Below are 15,202 nucleotides of genomic sequence, written 5' to 3'. Positions count from 1 at the left end.
GAAGCCATAAGGCGCGTCGTGATGACGCTTGAGCCTTTTGGTGGGTAAGCGAAGAAGTAGTCGGAGTAAGAGATGAAGTTCGTTGATGAAGCGGTAGTAAAAGTCCAAGCGGGCGACGGCGGTAACGGTGTTGTTAGCTTTTGGCGTGAGAAATTTGTAGCGAAAGGTGGTCCTGATGGTGGCGACGGCGGCGACGGCGGCGATATCTATATCGAGGCAGATGAAAACCTAAATACACTAATCGACTACCGTTTCCAGCGTTTCTATGAAGCGGAACGTGGTGAAAATGGCCGTGGTGGTAACTGTACTGGTAAGCGTGGCAAAGACAAAGTCATGAAGGTGCCAGTTGGTACTCGCGCGGTTGACATTCACACCAATGAAATCGTGGCGGAAGTGGCTGAGCATGGCAAAAAGGTCATGGTTGCCAAAGGCGGTTGGCACGGTCTTGGTAACACGCGTTTTAAATCATCGGTTAACCGTGCACCTCGTCAAAAGACGCTCGGTACCAAAGGTGAGGTTCGTGAACTGCGCCTTGAGCTACTTCTGCTTGCAGACGTGGGTATGCTTGGTTTGCCAAACGCAGGTAAATCAACCTTCATTCGCGCGGTATCTGCGGCCAAACCTAAGGTAGCCGATTACCCATTTACGACCTTGATCCCAAGTCTTGGTGTTGTGAGTGTGGTCCCTGAAAAGAGCTTTGTAGTCGCTGATATTCCGGGGCTAATTGAAGGTGCTGCGGATGGTGCTGGCCTTGGTATTCGTTTCTTGAAGCACCTAGAGCGCTGTCGCGTGCTGCTTCACATGATCGATATTATGCCTATCGACCAATCTAACCCAATCGAAAACGCATTGACCATCATCGATGAGCTCGAGCAATACAGTGAAAAACTGGCTGATAAGCCGCGTTGGTTGGTGTTCAACAAAGTTGATCTGATGCCAGAAGAGCAAGCGAATGAAGTGATCCAAGAGATCCTTGATGCGCTGGGCTGGGAAGATGAATACTTTAAGATCTCGGCAGTCAACAAGCACGGCACTAAAGAGCTTTGCTACAAGTTGGCAGACTTTATGGAAACACTACCACGTGCTGAAGAAGAGATCTCTGAAGAAGAGAAAGTCGACTTCATGTGGGATGACTACCACAAAGATGCTATGTCAGGTAAAGACGTGATTACCGAAGACGATGACTGGGATGATTGGGATGATGAAGAAGATGACGGCCACGTTGTCTACGTTCGTGACTAAATCCGCATCTAGAATCAAAAACCGCAATTGTTATTGCGGTTTTTTTGTACCTAAATCATTTCTCTAATAGTGAATCTGAGGCAAACTAACGCGCTTAAACGTTTTGCATTCTTGCTTTGGTATGACTTTTTACATGGAAGGACACATGGCACCTAATCAAAGAGCGGTCTCTCGATTGATTGCTCAAGCTGGCCAAATGCTGTTGGCGCATGGCGCTGAAAGTACTCTGGTTGGTCACATAACACATCGAATTGGAAAAGCGGCAGGCATGGATGAAGTTGAAGTGTCGCTTTCCGCTAGCTCTCTAGTCGTCACGACAGTATATAACGAACATTGTGTTACCACTGCACGTAGAAGCCCAGATCGAGGCTTGAACATGCGGGTGGTTACGCAGATTCAGCGCATCTGCATTATGATGGAGAAAGGCATTCTCGACTATCAACTGGCACAAAAAAAGCTTAATCAAATCAGTCCTGAGCGCTACAACCGCTGGTTAGTGGTGGTGATGATAGGCCTTTCTTGTGCGGCCTTTAGCCGATTGGCAGGAGGCGATTGGGCGGTGTTTGCGATGACGTTCTTGGCATCGAGCTTGGGCATGATCGTTCGTCAAGAGTTTGGTCATCGTCACTTCAACCCGCTACTCAACTTCGCGATCACTGCCTTTGTGACGACACTCATCTCAGCGCAGGCGGTGATCTATGGAATCGGTGACCAACCTCAATTGGTGATGGCTTCTTCGGTATTGATGCTAGTGCCCGGTTTTCCGCTAATTAACTCGGTGGCCGATATGCTGAAAGGCTACGTTAATATGGGAATTGCCCGCTTTGTAATGGCAAGTTTGCTGACGCTCGCAACCTGTTTAGGCATCGTCGGTGCGATGAGCATTACCAACGTTTTAGGGTGGGTACAGTGATGATGGAACTACTACTCGCCCTGCTTAATGATATGTTTTTTGCCGCGATACCTGCGGTGGGTTTTGCTTTGGTATTCAATGTACCGCAAAATGCCTTGGCTTATTGCGCTATCGGCGGTGCGATCGGTCATGGCTCACGCTTTCTAATGATGCATTACGGGGTACCGATTGAATGGGCGACCTTTTTTGCTGCGACTTTAGTGGGAATGATTGGTGTGCATTGGTCGCATAAATTCTTGGCGCATCCGAAAGTCTTCACCGTCGCTGCTTTGATCCCTATGGTGCCCGGCGTGTTTGCGTTTAAAGCCATGATTGCGATGGTCGAGATCAATCACTTAGGCTATACCCCAGAGCTATTGGCGATGCTTCTTGAGAACTTTTTGAAGGCGATGTTCATTATCGCCGGCCTCGCAGTTGGTCTTGCGATGCCAGGGCTGCTATTCTACCGCCGTCGCCCAATCGTCTAATTAGGAACAAACAATTATGATCATCAGCATGATAGCCGCTATGGCAGACAATCGAATCATCGGCAAGGACAACCAAATGCCTTGGCATTTACCGGCTGATTTTGCGTGGTTCAAGCGCTGTACTATGGGGAAGCCTGTGATTATGGGTCGTAAGACTACGAATCTATTGGTCGTCCGCTGCCAGGGCGTCGCAATATTGTTGTAAGTCGCAACAGTGAATTGTCTATCGATGGTGTCGATACGGTGACTTCGCTTGAGCAGGCTTTGGAGTTGGTTCGCGATGCCGAAGAAGCGATGATCATTGGTGGCGGCAGCTTCTATAGTCACTGTCTTCCGATGGCCAATAAACTCTACCTGACCTACATTGACGCCAAGCTTGATGGTGATACCCAATTTCCTGACTGGGGAGAAGGTTGGCAGCAAAGCCACAGCGAGCACTACAGTGCGGATGAAAAAAACGCCTACAACATGGAGTTTGTGGTGTTAGAGCGTTAAATTTTTACTGCTCGCCAGTTAAGAGACTGGCGAGCTTTGTTGTCTTTTACAATGCTGGTTGACTGAATAGCGCTTTGTCTTCCCAGCGGATCATCGTCAGTTCCCCGCCCCAAACACAGCCAGTATCAAGCCCTATTACCTCTTCGCTGACATAACCACCCAGCGCAGCCCAGTGACCAAATATCACGGTCTTACTTAGTGGTTCACGTGAAGGTAGGGCAAACCAAGGGACATACTCACTCGGATTGACTTCTGAAGGGGGAAGCTTGCAACTCATGTCTAAGCGCCCATCAGGAAAACAAAATCGCATTCGGGTGTAAGCATTGATGGTATAGCGAAGTCGCTCAATCCCTTTGAGTTCAGAAGACCAAGCGTCTGGCTCATTGCTATACATGTTTTTAATCAGCGACTGCCAATCGTCTCCGCGTAATTTGTTTGCCACCTTTTTTGCGCATTTCTTCGCTTGTTTCAGTGTCCATTGTGGCGAAATCCCCGCATGACAAACGACAAACTCATCATGTTCAAGCAATAGTGGTTGTTGTCTTAGCCAGTTAAGTAACTCGTCTCTGTCGCTTGCTTCGAGAATGGGTAGCGTTTTGTCCTTTGGTTTTGCTTTGTGAATGCCTAAAGACACTGCAAGAAGGTGTAAGTCATGGTTACCCAAACAAACCTTGGCCGCATCTCCTAGCGATTTGACATACCTAAGTGTTTCTAACGACTTGGGGCCTCTAGCGACGAGATCGCCAGCGAACCAAACAGTATCTTGTTGCGGGTTGAAGCTAACGCTAGCTAACAAAAGCTGCAGTTCATCGAGACAGCTTGGATGTCTCCGACAATGTAGTTGGCCACGGTGTTCCTTAATTCAGTATGTTGGGAATGGCTAAGCGGAATGGTTCAATTTCGGCGGTAAACTGTTTGCCGTTAGCATCTAGCATGATGTAGTGCCCTTGCATTACACCAAGTGGTGTTTCGATCGCAGTACCACTGGTGTAGGTGTACTCGTCATTTCTCTCTATCACTGGCTGCTGACCCACGACTCCGTCGCCCTCTACGGTCAATTGCTTGCCATTGGCATCGGTAATCAGCCAGCGCCGGCTGATCAGTTGAACCGTTTCTTGACTCAAATTCTTGATGGTAATGATGTAGGCAAACACATAGCGGTTGTTGTCTGGATCGGATTGTTCTTCAACGTATTTAGTATGTACTTGGCATTTAACGCATGGCGTGGTCGACTCCATGTCAATCTCCTAACTGCTTGAAGTGCATATTCAGATATGACAAAAAAAACGCTCAATAGCAAGCTAGTGAGCGTTTTTTCTGTTATTGAGTTCGATTACCCGTGGTTGGCATCGAGCCAGTTCGCCATATCAACAAACTGTTGCAGCGTCAGGTTCTCTGGTCGCATTGATGGGTTTACACCAAGCTCTTCCAAGGTCTCTGCAGACATAAGTGCTTTGTAGCAGTTACGTACGGTTTTACGACGTTGGTTGAAGCCTTCACGGCATACACGATCAAGCCATTTGAGGCTAGTCGCTGGGTAAGGCAGTTCTTCGTATGGAACGAGACGCACAACCGCAGAGTCTACTTTTCGGCGGCGGCACGAATGCGGTCGGTGGTACTTCAAGTACGGGTACCACTTTACAGTAGTACTGCGCCATCACCGTCAGACGACCATAAGCTTTGCTACCAGGTCCCGCTGCTAGGCGATTAACCACCTCTTTTTGAAGCATAAAGTGCATGTCTTGAATGTCTTTATGAAATTCAAACAAGTGGAACATCAAAGGCGTAGAGATGTTATATGGCAGGTTACCGAAAATACGCAGTTTGTTGTTTGGTTTCACCAGTTGGGTGAAGTCAAAACGCATCGCGTCGCCTTCGTGGATGGTTAGCTTGTCAGCAAGATCTGGATGGTTGCGTAGACGCTCTGCCAGGTCACGGTCAAGCTCGATAACCGTGAATTTGTCGACTTCTTTGCCCACTGGCTCAGTAATTGCGCCAAGACCAGGACCGATCTCAACCAGGTTTTGGCCTGGCTTTGGATTAATTGAAGATACGATGCCATCGATGATGTACGGATCGTTCAGGAAGTTCTGACCAAAGCGTTTTCTGGCCTTGTGCCCTAAGTGGACATCATTTCTCATTGTCTGCTCTCTACTAAGTCTATTGCGTACGCCAGCGCTGTCTCAAAGCTGCCAAAGTCTGCTTGGCCTGTGCCAGCAAGATCAATCGCGGTGCCATGATCAACCGATGTCCTTATAAAAGGTAGACCAAGTGTAATGTTTACTGAACGACCAAAGCCTTTGTATTTCAATACAGGGAGCACTTGATCGTGATACATGCCTAAGACAGCATCCGCTTCGCGTAAGTATTTGTCATTAAATATCGTGTCGGCGGGTAATGGGCCAACAAGCTGATAATTTTTCTCTGTGCGAAGTTTTTCTAGGGTAGGAGTGATGGTTTCAATCTCTTCCATACCAAGGCAGCCATCTTCACCCGCATGAGGGTTGAGGCCGCAGACATAGATGTTTGGCGTCTTGATGCCAAACTTGGTGACCAAGTCATGATGCAGTATGTCGATGATGCGCGTTACGCGATCTTCGGTGATAGCGTTTGGCACTTCCGTCAAAGGAAGATGCGTTGTAACCAGTGCCGTTCTTAACCCTTCCGTTGCCAGCATCATCACCACAAGTGGTGTATTGGATACCTCTGCAAAGAACTCTGTATGGCCACTGAAGCTAACGCCAGCGCGATTGATCACCCCTTTGTGCACAGGGCCGGTGACAATAGCATCAAATTGACCATTCATACAGCCTTTTGCGGCTTTTTCTAGGGTATTTAGTACGTACTGACCGTTTCTCTCATCCAGAACGCCAGCTTTTGCAGGAACTGATAGCGGTTCATGGAGAATGACCAGACGCCCCTGCTGTTGGGAATCAAAGTTCTGCTCATCGAAGTCAACCAGTTCGACATCGATACCCAGCTGCTTAGCTCGATCCGCAATCAGTGACTTATCGGCGCAGATGACCACTTGATGGGGCCACGCTTTTTGCGACAAAGCCACCGCTAAATCGGGGCCAATGCCCGCCGGTTCACCGGCGGTAACAATAATGCGTTTAATTGGTTGCATTCTCATCGTCCTCAACCATTTCTACAAAAGCACTCGCACGAAGCTCTTGGATCCACGCTGATGCTTCTTCATTAAACTTGCGGTTAAATAGGATGCGGTATGCACGGTTTTGCATTGCAGAACCTGTTTTGTCGACATCGCGGCGATCCAGTACTTCGACAATGTGCCAGCCGTGAACGGTTTTAAATGGCTCACTGATCTGTTTAACTGGTAACGTTTCTACTTGGTGTTTGAACTCAGGTACGTAAAGCTCAGGCGTTTGATAGCCGAGTTCACCACCTTGTACCGCAGAACCAGGATCTTGGCTGTACTGTTCAGCCATTTCTGCAAAGCTCGCTTCGCCAGATTGAACCTTTTGGATAATGTCGTTGAGCTGGCGTTTCACGCCTCATCACTAAGAATGACCGTTGGCTTGATCAAAATATGGCGGGCATTGACTTCAGTCACAGAGACGGTTTCTAGGCCTTTGACATCTTCGATTTTTAGGATGTGAAAACCAACGCCGCTACGGAATGGACCTATGATGGTTCCTTTGGTTTGCATATTGATCTGGTCAGCAAAGATGGTTGGCATTTCTTCTTTACGCATCCAACCCCAGTCACCGCCCTCCAGTGCTTTTGGGCCTTTAGAGAAGGTATAAGCCATGGTCGCGAAGTCTTCGCCGCCGTTCAGACGCTCAATGATAGTTTCCGCTTGTTTCTCTTGAACACTCTTGTCTTCACCGTCGTTAAAGCGCAGTTGAATGTGGCGGATCTTGTACGTCACTGTTGCGTCACTTTCTTTTGCGAGCAGTTCAGACAGGTTATCGACCTCAGCAGGAAGAATGTTGATGCGCTGTCTTACCATGGCATTACGTGCTTCACTGGCAGCGATTTCATCACGAATTTGTTCGCGAAAGGCTTCCCACGATAAGCCTTCTTCAGCGACCGTTTGGCGAAGCTGCTCTTGAGTTTGCTCGTTGTTCGCTGCGATATCGCCAAGTGTTTGCGCTAAGCGGTTATCGTCGATACGAACACCGATACGCTCTGCTTCTTGAAGCTGCAGTTTTTCTAAGATCAGTTTGTCTAATATCTGCTCTAGCAAGATATCGTCTGAAGGCAACTCTTGGTTGTTCTTACGTGCGTTGGCTGTGAGGGTTTTGGTTGCTGAGTCGATATCGCTTTGCAAAATCACGCCATCGTTAACAATGACTCGAACACGATCAAGCTCAACGGGCTCCGCTACTGCTTGAAACGACAAGGCCGCCAATAGGCAAGTTGAAAAGAGTGTACTAATAAATTTCATCGATATTCCCAGTGAAAACTTCACAGACTATGAGTCTGTGAAGTGAATTAAGTTCCTTGCATAATGCCATCGTGTGACGGCTTGGCGATTATTGGTTAAGTATAAACGGTCTGCCGTATTTCAGCGCGTTACCATTTGGTGGCTCAGGGGCACGAGAGCTGCCACCAAGACCTGTGATACCAAAGCTAAATCGAATGTTGTCTTCGAAGTTAGCACCACCAATACCGACAATACCAGATTCCCAGCTACGAAGCTGACGGCTGTAGTCGACCCCAAAATACCAGCAATCCGACTGATACTCTAATTTGGCTAGCCATTCAATGGAGACACGCTCGGTCATGTCATAGTAATACTGACCCGTTGCGATCCAGTTGCGGTTAATTTGATAACCACCTAATAGGCCGACTTGGTTTATACCGTTACGCGTTAATTTAGACAGTTCATCGTTGCTATAGCTGTTGATGCTTTCGATATACTCTTTGGTCACGTAGCGATAGTTAGCCTGAATGAAGTCGTCTTCGACTCGGTATTCAACGGCACTATTGGCGAGTGACACCGAAGATGAATCAATATCGTACTGAATCCCGCCATGGTAGAACACGCGATCGTTGTAGTTAAAATCGGTTTCAATAGCCCATGATGAGTAGTTTGAAGACTCATTATCGGAGACGTTATTTGGATTTTTGCTTGCTGGATCCAGGTAGTAAATCTGACCAAATGAGATGGCTAAGCGCTCTTTTTGTCCACCGTCGTAAAAACGGGATGTCGCACCATAACTAATTTGGTTAGCTGCTGCGATCTTGTCCACGCCACTGAAGCGGCGGCTACGGAACAGGCCGTAGTAGTCGGTTTGCAATAAGGTGGTGTCGTAGTTAAAGATATTGCTTTGATCGACCTCTGGCACGTACAAGTATTGAACCTGCGGCTCCAATGTTTGTGTGTAACCATCGATAAACGCAGTATCGCGCTCGAAAACCATGCCGGCGTGAGTGCGAAATTCTGGTAATGCACGAGTGACTTTTTCTTCTAACGGCCCAACATCAACCGCATTTACGTTGTCGAGCTCTTGATTATATTGCGTTAACAGGTAACGAGCTTCTGTTGTCCATGTACCCCAGGTATTTGAAAGAGGCAGAGTGATGCCAGGCTCTACGTGAACACGAGTAGCCGAAGGCTTTTTCTCATCATCGGTTTCAAAGCGAGAGACACTGCTGACCAAATCAAAGTTCAGGTTTTGATAAATTTCGGGGCGGTAGTAGTTAAACTCAAATTGTGGCATTAAGCGGTAAGGCTTAGTGTCATCAACCAGAATTTGGAAGTCTTGAACCGTGATCGCTGCATCCCAGAACTGCTCGCGATAGGCAACAGTCCCTTTCTGCGAAAGTTGACCTTCTGAGCGGCTACCGATACTGGAATCGAGATCTTGGAAGTAGTCGTTATCGCTTACCTGAGAGTAATCGACATCCAGTTTCCAGTGCTGGCCAAAATTACTGTTATTTTTGTACTGAAATGCCCAGCGCTGATCCTTTTCAGGGTATTTTTGGTCGTCAGCAAGGTATTCGCCCTTGAGCTCACCACGACTGGTTGAGGTTAGGTAGCGAAAATCCCCTTTTAATTGCAAGCCACGTGTTTGCATGTAGTGGAATGTAGTGAGCAAGTCGTAATTAGGGGCTAGGTTCCAGTAAACCGGGATTTGTAACTCTAGTCCGTTTTTTGAGCCTAGTGATAGCGATGGAAACAGGACTCCGGTTTTTCGCTTGTTGCTGGTAGGCATCGTCATATAAGGCATGTAGAAGATAGGGACATCTTTTACTTCCACACGACTCCCGTAAAGGGTGGCTACCTCACTGTCTTGATCGACTCGAATGTCATCGGCTAGAAAGCGCCACGAATTGTCATCTTCTGGACAAGTGGTGATTGAGCCATCGTTGATTTGGTAGAGTGACTTACCTGTTTTTGAAATGTACACGGCATCGCCGCGTCCACCTCCACACAACATTTTGTACTGAGTGTTTTCAGCTGTAATGACATCTTTGTTTAAATCGTTCGTGATTTTGTCAGATACGGCATTAAACTGGCCATCGTCAATGGTGACATTGCCTTCAGCGACCACAACATTGTCGTCTTGATGGAGTGTCACGCTGTCAGCGGTAATGGTTTTATTGCCTTGAACAACCACCACGTCGCCTTTGTATGTTGCACGTTCGCCATTGATGGCCTCCAGAGAGTCAGCTTCAATATTGATTGGCTCTTGATTGGAGTCTGAACTTTGTGCAGTATCAACAGAGCATTGCTCTGCTGGTGGCATGGATTGTCCACTGTTTTTCGATGTTTCTTCGGCATGTGCGTAGGACGCTAGCAGCGCAGCACCAATAGAGGCCGCTAGATAAGTGCGGGAAAAACGTGACATCGAGTTGTACTATCCTGTTTAACTTGATTCATTCAGTTGAATTCGATTGATATTGAATCGTTTATAAGACGGTCTCTATCATAAAGGAAATTGACCTCAACGACACTAGTAGACTGCGAATCAGCGCAAAAATTCATAAATAAAGAGCACATACATCACATGATAGGTAAAATTTTAGGCGTATTTTTCGGCATGTTGTTTGGCGGACCGCTAGGGGCACTGTTTGGCTTGTTTTTGGGGCACCAGTTTGACAAAGCGCGCCGACTCAACCAGTCCGGATTTGCTCGTGGCGGATTTGGTGGTGCAGACCAAGCGCAGCGCCAAGAAGAGTTTTTAAATGCCGCTTATGCGGTGATGGGGCACGTTGCCAAAGCCAAGGGGCAGGTGACACCAGAAGAGATCCAGCTTGCGACCATCATGATGGATCGCATGAACCTCAACAATGAGCAAAAGCGCGCAGCACAGGAAGCGTTCCGTGAGGGTAAATCAGCGGATTTTCCGCTTGACCGCGTACTCGATAAAGTACGTATTTCCTCTGGTGGTCGCCATGACTTATTGCAGTTTTTCTTAGAGCTTCAAATTTCAGCTGCATTCGCTGATGGTAGTGTTCACCCAACTGAGCGTGAGGTCTTGCACCGCATTGCTCAGGGACTTGGCTTCTCAGCTCAACAGCTTGAGCAACGTCTGCGTATGCAAGAAGCGGCGTTTCGCTTCCAGCAAGGTGGAGGCAACTTTGGTGGCGGTCACTACCAAGGTGGGCAACAAGGTGGGGGTAATTGGCAACAGGCGAGTGGTGCCTCCCAGCTTTCTGATGCCTATGACGTGCTTGGTATCTCTGAGGATGCTGATTCAAAAGCCGTTAAACGTGCCTACAGAAAACTCATGAATGAACATCACCCAGATAAACTGATGGCGAAAGGCCTGCCACCAGAGATGATGAATGTGGCAAAAGAGAAGTCGCAAGAGATTCAAAATGCTTACGACTTGATTAAAAAAGTGAAAGGGTTCAAGTAGCGCTGCCAAGCGCTACTTCTGATTTAAGTCCCAATCGTAATCGTAATCGTACTTGATCTTGCCATCGAATTTGGCAAGTTCAGGGCGATACTTTGACATATGCTTCAATGCGCCACCGTCTTGCACAAAGTCTGCCTCAAACCACTCATAAATCGACGACAGAGTGATGGTGTTTCCTGACACGCTCGCGCCTTTCGATGAGTTCACGAATGCATTGGCAGCACTCTCTAACAGCGCTTCCGTGTTGTCAGCGGTAAATGCCTGAGTTTGCAAATTTGGGCAGCCAAGGCTGGCACAGTTGACCGCATAATGCGTTCTTGGATCATTCCAAATCGGGCGCAGTATGCGATGCTCAATATCGTTCAATGTGAGCGCTTGCCCGGTAATGGTAATCACCTCATCCCCCATGGACCAAAGCTAAATAAGCCTCCAAGCTTAGTGATGGATTTCACGGGGTACTCATCTAGGATCAAATCAACGGTGATGGCGTTGTAGAGGTTCACCCAGTAGGCATACTGCTCAGCGCGACTAAGCTGCCTTGGGTCGATTCGAGCCAGATCGCTAATGTAGGTTTTGAGTGCTTGCTTGTCGTTGGGAGAAACGCGGACATAGCGCACTAGAGTGTTCTCGCCCTCGGTGACCAAGTAGCGGTCGAGAAAGCTCTGCCAGGCTTGATGAGAGACACTTTGCGTGTTGCTGTCGTCACTTTTATCCCAGTATGGCCAAAGCTCAGATTTTGGCGCGGCGAAGGCACTGGTGGCAAACATGAGAAAAATTAAAGAGAGAACACGTAGCATAGCGAATATCCATTCCGTTAAGTGATTAATCCAACAGACCCGACTCTTGGCCGAGTTCTTTCAGTGTAGTGAAAATCTAGATAAAAAAATCCCAGCCTTACTAAGAAAGTAGAGCTGGGATGGGATAGTTCAACTAAATCGCTAACGGATTATTTTAAGAAGCTTGGGATTTTTGCTTCATAAGCTGCAATCTTCTCTTCGTGTTGAAGTGTCAGGCCGATGTTATCTAGACCGTTTAGTAGGCAGTGACGGCGGAACTCATCGATTTCAAAGCTATAAGATTGACCGTTGGCCGTCACTTTCATCGCTTCTAGATCAACGGTGATCTCAGCACCTTCATTCGCTTCAACATAGCTAAATAGCTCATCAACTTCTTGTTCTGTTAGGCGAACCGGAACCATTTGGTTATTGATGGAGTTACCGTAGAAGATGTCTGCGAAACTTGGTGCAATCATAACTTGGATGCCGTAGTCAGCGAGTGCCCAAGGAGCGTGCTCACGAGATGAACCACAACCGAAGTTTTCGCGAGCAAGCAGAATGCTGGCACCTTGGTAACGAGGCGCGTTCATGACAAATTCTGGATTATCTTGTTTGCCCGCATCATCTAGGAAGCGCCAGTCGTGAAATAGGTGCTGACCAAAACCCGTGCGTGTTACCTTTTGCAGAAACTGCTTTGGAATAATCGCATCGGTATCGACGTTGGCTGCATCAAGCGGGACGACTAAGCCGGTGTGTTGTTTAAATCCTGACATGGTATGTTCCTTCTTAGTCTAGCTCTCTAATATCAACGAAATGTCCAGCAATAGCGGCTGCTGCCGCCATCGCAGGGCTTACTAGGTGCGTACGACCATCACGGCCTTGGCGACCTTCGAAGTTACGGTTACTGGTCGATGCACAGCGCTCTTGTGGACCTAAACGGTCATTGTTCATCGCAAGACACATAGAGCAACCCGGTAGGCGCCATTCGAAGCTGCATCCTTGAAGATAGCGTCTAGACCTTCCGCTTCAGCTTGAGCTTTAACTTGCTCAGAGCCAGGTACGATAAGCGCCTGAACGTGAGAAGCAACTTGACGACCTTTGGCAATTTCTGCCGCTGCACGCATGTCTTCGATACGAGAGTTAGTACAAGAGCCAACAAACACCTTGTCTACCTTGTAATCTTTTAACGATTTACCTGCCTCTAGGCCCATGTAAGCCAGCGCTTTTTCTGCAGATGCTTTCTCTACTGGATCAGCGAAGCTTTCTGGTGCTGGAATTGGTTGATCAACCGCGATAACTTGACCTGGGTTAGTACCCCAAGTGACTTGAGGTTTGATGTCGGCACCGTTTAGTGTGACGACCGCATCGAAGGTTGCGTCAGCATCGGTTTTGAATGTTTTCCAGTACTCAACCGCCGCATCCCATTCAGCACCTTTAGGGGCGAATTTACGGCCTTTTAGGTACTCAAACGTGGTCTCATCTGGAGCGATAAGACCCGCTTTCGCGCCTAACTCGATCGCCATGTTACATACCGTCATACGGCCTTCCATTGAAAGATCAGTGATGGCTTCACCACAGAACTCAACAACGTATCCAGTACCGCCAGCGGCTGTTGTTTCGCCGATGATCGCGAGAACGATGTCTTTTGCCGTCACGCCAGGTGCCACCTTACCCTGCACTTCGATTTTCATGGTTTTGGCGCGAGACTGCTTAAGAGTTTGCGTTGCTAGAACGTGCTCAACCTCTGAAGTACCAATACCGAAAGCGAGTGAGCCAAATGCGCCGTGAGTCGCGGTATGAGAGTCACCACATACGATTGTCATTGCTGGCAGCGTAATGCCCAGCTCAGGCCCCATAACGTGCACAATGCCTTGGTATTTGTGGTTGATGTCGTAAAGCGTCACGCCAAACTCTTCACAGTTTTTCGATAGCGTTTCCATTTGAATACGCGCCATCTCACCAGAGGCGTTGATGTCTTTGGTCGTCGTTGACACGTTGTGGTCCATCGTGGCAAATGTTTTGCCTACTTGACGCACTTTACGACCTTTTTCACGCAGGCCATCGAAAGCCTGTGGTGAAGTCACTTCGTGAACCAAGTGACGATCGATATAAAGGATTGGGTTTTCACCCTCTGCTTCGACGGCGATATGAGCGTCGTAGACTTTTTCGTATAGAGTTTTAGACATTGCTTAATTCCTTGCTTCCCCTAGCCGAGTTGAACGGCCGTCGGCTAGGGCAGTGTTTTAATTATGAATTCAGTACGTACGCTGCGATCTTGTCACCCATCTCAGAGGTGCTCAGTGCTGGCTTGTCACCGGCTAGATCGGCAGTAAGCTCACCCGCTGCTAGGGCTTTACTCACCGCCGCTTCAATATCTTGCGCTGCCGCTTCTTCACCTAGGCTGTAACGTAGCATTAGCGCAGCCGAAAGGATTTGAGCAACCGGGTTAGCGATGTTCTTGCCTGCGATATCTGGTGCACTGCCGCCTGCTGGTTCGTAAAGACCAAACTGACTTTCGTTTAGGCTTGCTGATGGCAACATGCCCATAGAGCCTGTGATCATCGCACATTCATCAGAGATGATATCGCCGAAGATGTTTGAGCAAAGCATGATGTCGAACTGTGCAGGGTCTTTAATCAGCTGCATTGTCGCGTTATCAATGTACATGTGGTTAAGCGTTACATCTGGATAGTCCTTCGCCACTTCTTCCACAACTTCGCGCCATAGAATAGAGCTTTGTAGAACGTTCGCTTTGTCAATTGAGTAAACGTTCTTGTTACGAAGACGCGCAGATTCAAACGCGATCTTAGCGATACGCTCGATCTCGTAGCGGTGGTAAACCTCAGTATCAAACGCTTTCTCTGTTGGGCCTTCACCTTCACGACCTTTTGGTTGACCGAAGTAGATGCCGCCAGTGAGCTCACGAACAACCACGATATCGAAGCCTTTTGCTGAGATATCCGCACGCAGCGGAGAGAAGTCCTCTAGACCCGCGTGAATCTGAGCAGGGCGCAGGTTACAGAACAGTTGGAAGTGTTTACGAAGTGGAAGTAGCGCACCACGTTCAGGTTGATCGTTCGGTGGAAGGTGTTCCCACTTAGGGCCGCCAACTGAACCGAACAAAATCGCATTTGACTCTTCACAGCCTTTTACTGTGCTTTCTGGAAGCGGGCAGCCGTGGTTATCAATAGCAATGCCACCTACATCGAACTCTTCACGTTCTAGGGTAATGTTGTGTTTCTCTGAAATTGCATCAAGCACTTTATGAGCCTGAGCCATTACTTCTGGACCAATACCGTCACCCGGTAGAACCGCAATCTTGTAAGTACCTGCCATGGGGCTAATTTCCTTAAATGTTGTATTTGCTTATATTTTTATGTTGACTCGTTTCTCACGAGCCAACGAATTTTCTTTCTAGAACCAAGAACCAAGAACCAAGAACCAAGAACCAAGAACCAAGAACCAAGAACCAAG

9 protein-coding genes and 6 pseudogenes are annotated in these 15,202 nt (G+C 48.0%); 5 read left to right on the top strand and 10 right to left on the bottom strand.

Going from position 1 to position 15,202, the window contains the following annotated elements:
• Window positions 1–72: 72 nt before the first annotated feature.
• From cgtA to folA, 4 genes and pseudogenes are all read left to right on the top strand, one after another.
• A complete protein-coding gene (gene cgtA, locus TZ48_RS05275; protein WP_112478498.1) occupies window positions 73–1,242 on the top strand; it encodes an Obg family GTPase CgtA in 1,170 nt (389 codons plus the stop codon).
• A gap of 145 nt (window positions 1,243–1,387) precedes the next feature.
• Window positions 1,388–2,155 carry a threonine/serine exporter family protein gene (locus TZ48_RS05270; RefSeq protein ID WP_112478497.1) on the top strand — a complete coding sequence of 256 codons (768 nt, stop codon included), beginning with the start codon at window positions 1,388–1,390 and terminating at the stop codon, window positions 2,153–2,155.
• On the top strand, window positions 2,155–2,622 hold the full coding sequence (locus TZ48_RS05265; RefSeq protein ID WP_162674503.1) for a threonine/serine exporter family protein: 468 nt from the start codon (window positions 2,155–2,157) through the stop codon (window positions 2,620–2,622). Before TZ48_RS05270 ends, TZ48_RS05265 begins: the two co-directional genes overlap by 1 nt.
• A 16-nt stretch (window positions 2,623–2,638) precedes the next feature.
• Window positions 2,639–3,117 (top strand): annotated as a pseudogene (folA, locus tag TZ48_RS05260) (type 3 dihydrofolate reductase).
• A 46-nt stretch (window positions 3,118–3,163) separates the two neighbouring features.
• On the opposite strand, the pseudogene apaH reads toward folA, so the two are convergent.
• The 6 genes and pseudogenes from apaH to lptD all read right to left on the bottom strand — a co-directional run bounded on the left by apaH (window position 3,164) and on the right by lptD (window position 9,938).
• A pseudogene (gene apaH, locus TZ48_RS05255) lies at window positions 3,164–3,966 on the bottom strand (bis(5'-nucleosyl)-tetraphosphatase (symmetrical) ApaH).
• Window positions 3,967–3,974: 8 nt separating this feature from the next.
• Window positions 3,975–4,355, bottom strand: a complete 381-nt coding sequence (gene apaG / locus TZ48_RS05250; RefSeq protein WP_112478495.1) for a Co2+/Mg2+ efflux protein ApaG — start codon at window positions 4,353–4,355, stop codon at window positions 3,975–3,977.
• A 95-nt stretch (window positions 4,356–4,450) separates the two neighbouring features.
• Window positions 4,451–5,258: pseudogene (rsmA, locus tag TZ48_RS05245) on the bottom strand (16S rRNA (adenine(1518)-N(6)/adenine(1519)-N(6))-dimethyltransferase RsmA).
• Window positions 5,255–6,244 (bottom strand): 4-hydroxythreonine-4-phosphate dehydrogenase PdxA, encoded by a 990-nt coding sequence (gene pdxA, locus TZ48_RS05240; RefSeq protein WP_112478494.1) that lies wholly within the window; start codon window positions 6,242–6,244, stop codon window positions 5,255–5,257. Before pdxA ends, rsmA begins: the two are co-directional and overlap by 4 nt.
• A pseudogene (gene surA / locus TZ48_RS05235) lies at window positions 6,231–7,528 on the bottom strand (peptidylprolyl isomerase SurA). The gene pdxA and the pseudogene surA overlap by 14 nt, the downstream one beginning before the upstream one ends.
• An 88-nt stretch (window positions 7,529–7,616) precedes the next feature.
• A complete protein-coding gene (gene lptD / locus TZ48_RS05230; RefSeq protein WP_112478493.1) occupies window positions 7,617–9,938 on the bottom strand; it encodes an LPS assembly protein LptD in 2,322 nt (773 codons plus the stop codon).
• A 159-nt stretch (window positions 9,939–10,097) separates the two neighbouring features.
• Between lptD and djlA the strand changes: the two genes are divergently transcribed.
• Window positions 10,098–10,952, top strand: coding sequence for a co-chaperone DjlA (djlA, locus tag TZ48_RS05225; protein WP_112478492.1), 855 nt, complete (start codon window positions 10,098–10,100; stop codon window positions 10,950–10,952).
• A gap of 12 nt (window positions 10,953–10,964) precedes the next feature.
• Here djlA and TZ48_RS05220 read toward each other — a convergent pair.
• From TZ48_RS05220 to leuB, 4 genes and pseudogenes are all read right to left on the bottom strand, one after another.
• Window positions 10,965–11,749 (bottom strand): annotated as a pseudogene (locus TZ48_RS05220) (DUF547 domain-containing protein).
• A gap of 149 nt (window positions 11,750–11,898) precedes the next feature.
• Window positions 11,899–12,501: a 3-isopropylmalate dehydratase small subunit gene (leuD, locus tag TZ48_RS05215; RefSeq protein ID WP_042473468.1), complete on the bottom strand. Its 603-nt coding sequence runs from the start codon at window positions 12,499–12,501 to the stop codon at window positions 11,899–11,901.
• Between the two features lie 13 nt (window positions 12,502–12,514).
• Window positions 12,515–13,914 (bottom strand): annotated as a pseudogene (leuC, locus tag TZ48_RS05210) (3-isopropylmalate dehydratase large subunit).
• Window positions 13,915–13,975: 61 nt separating this feature from the next.
• Entirely contained in the window at window positions 13,976–15,064 is a 1,089-nt protein-coding gene (gene leuB, locus TZ48_RS05205; RefSeq protein ID WP_112459557.1) for a 3-isopropylmalate dehydrogenase, read from the bottom strand.
• Window positions 15,065–15,202: the final 138 nt, after the last annotated feature.

Source organism: Vibrio variabilis, from assembly GCF_003263785.1.
Classification (GTDB): domain Bacteria; phylum Pseudomonadota; class Gammaproteobacteria; order Enterobacterales; family Vibrionaceae; genus Vibrio; species Vibrio variabilis.
The sequence above is the reverse complement of the archived record's forward strand: the minus strand, read 5'-3'. Positions and strand labels throughout refer to the sequence as shown.

What these genes read in the sequence shown, in the direction of transcription:
- djlA (WP_112478492.1), top strand. Translation starts at nt 10,098, where the DNA reads ATGATAGGTAAAATTTTAGGCGTATTTTTCGGCATGTTGTTTGGCGGA.
- TZ48_RS05265 (WP_162674503.1), top strand. Translation starts at nt 2,155, where the DNA reads ATGATGGAACTACTACTCGCCCTGCTTAATGATATGTTTTTTGCCGCG.
- cgtA (WP_112478498.1), top strand. Translation starts at nt 73, where the DNA reads ATGAAGTTCGTTGATGAAGCGGTAGTAAAAGTCCAAGCGGGCGACGGC.
- leuB (WP_112459557.1), bottom strand. Translation starts at nt 15,064, where the DNA reads ATGGCAGGTACTTACAAGATTGCGGTTCTACCGGGTGACGGTATTGGT.
- lptD (WP_112478493.1), bottom strand. Translation starts at nt 9,938, where the DNA reads ATGTCACGTTTTTCCCGCACTTATCTAGCGGCCTCTATTGGTGCTGCG.
- TZ48_RS05270 (WP_112478497.1), top strand. Translation starts at nt 1,388, where the DNA reads ATGGCACCTAATCAAAGAGCGGTCTCTCGATTGATTGCTCAAGCTGGC.
- pdxA (WP_112478494.1), bottom strand. Translation starts at nt 6,244, where the DNA reads ATGCAACCAATTAAACGCATTATTGTTACCGCCGGTGAACCGGCGGGC.
- apaG (WP_112478495.1), bottom strand. Translation starts at nt 4,355, where the DNA reads ATGGAGTCGACCACGCCATGCGTTAAATGCCAAGTACATACTAAATAC.
- leuD (WP_042473468.1), bottom strand. Translation starts at nt 12,501, where the DNA reads ATGTCAGGATTTAAACAACACACCGGCTTAGTCGTCCCGCTTGATGCA.